Source organism: Hymenobacter terricola, assembly GCF_017921975.2.
In the GTDB taxonomy this organism is placed as follows: Bacteria; Bacteroidota; Bacteroidia; order Cytophagales; family Hymenobacteraceae; genus Hymenobacter; species Hymenobacter terricola.
Genome location: NZ_JAGEMO020000173.1, coordinates 1 through 985, shown reverse-complemented (window position 1 = coordinate 985; position 985 = coordinate 1). Strand labels below are relative to the sequence as shown.

2 protein-coding genes are annotated in these 985 nt (G+C 55.3%); both read left to right on the top strand.

Going from position 1 to position 985, the window contains the following annotated elements:
• Positions 1 to 384: hypothetical protein (locus tag J4G38_RS28115; RefSeq protein WP_226164107.1), on the top strand; the 384-nt coding region annotated here is incomplete at its 5' end.
• A 50-nt stretch (positions 385 to 434) separates the two neighbouring features.
• A complete protein-coding gene (locus J4G38_RS28110; RefSeq protein WP_210522244.1) occupies positions 435 to 950 on the top strand; it encodes a hypothetical protein in 516 nt (171 codons plus the stop codon).
• The last annotated feature ends 35 nt before the right edge of the window (positions 951 to 985 follow it).

Here is a 985-nt window from a genome sequence, read left to right as displayed (position 1 = left end):
GCTACGATGGCTTCTACGGAATGCAGATCAGCTACGACGAAAACTAACCAATCAGCTGCGCTACCGGCTATACGGGCAGAAAGGAAGATCGATATGAAGCCTGTCAATTACGTTCACGAGTCCGGCATCGGATTCACCACTGAGCGCCTCGTCTCTTTCGACGAGCGTAGCAGCCATGATATCAGCGTCGTGTGTCTGTGGATGCCCAACAACGCATCTGAGCCCATGCGCATCATCGACTACTACTGCGGTGAGCCCGACTTCGACGCTACCAAGCGTACCGCCGATGAGTGGATCGCCAAGCAGCCGCGCGCCTTCCTGAGCCAGATTCCCGCCCTGCAGGACATCGACTGGCTCGACCGTGTGAAGGTCACTGAAGAGTAATCAACCATCAAGCTGAGCTATCGGCTATACGGGCAGAAAGGAAGATCGCTATGTTCGATATCAAAACCCTCGGGTACCTGCGCAACCTCGTTAATGAGCAGTTGCGTCGCCAGGACTGTGAGTGTCTCAGCGAAGAGAAGTTGCAGTCTCTGAAATGTGACCTCGATCGCGCCATCGACGGCACGTACGTTCGCAAGCTCATCAAGCACATCGAAGACGCCATGCCCGGCGATGACCTGAACGGTGAGGCGCTCGACAATGCCATGGACGGTTTCTGCGCAAAGAAGTTCACTATCGGCTTCGACGGCATGTCCATCACCAGCTGCGTCTATCCTGAGCTCTACGATGGCGTGCTCCAGCTCCTGCAGGATCATTACGATGACTGGTACGCCAACGAAGGTATGACCTACGCGCTTCGTCAGAGGCTGAGCAACGTCAAGCGGCAACTTGACTTCATCGCCAAGCATTGCGGCGACCCCGAGAACCTTGACCGCGTCGTCAACAGTCAGTACACGGTCCAGGGCATCATGAGCGACATCATCGATAACCTGATCAGCCTCCTGTAAACCAACATCAAAGCTGTCCTATCGGCTATACGGGG

Coding starts and splice junctions, on each gene's coding strand:
- J4G38_RS28110 (WP_210522244.1), top strand. CDS start 435: ATGTTCGATATCAAAACCCTCGGGTACCTGCGCAACCTCGTTAATGAG.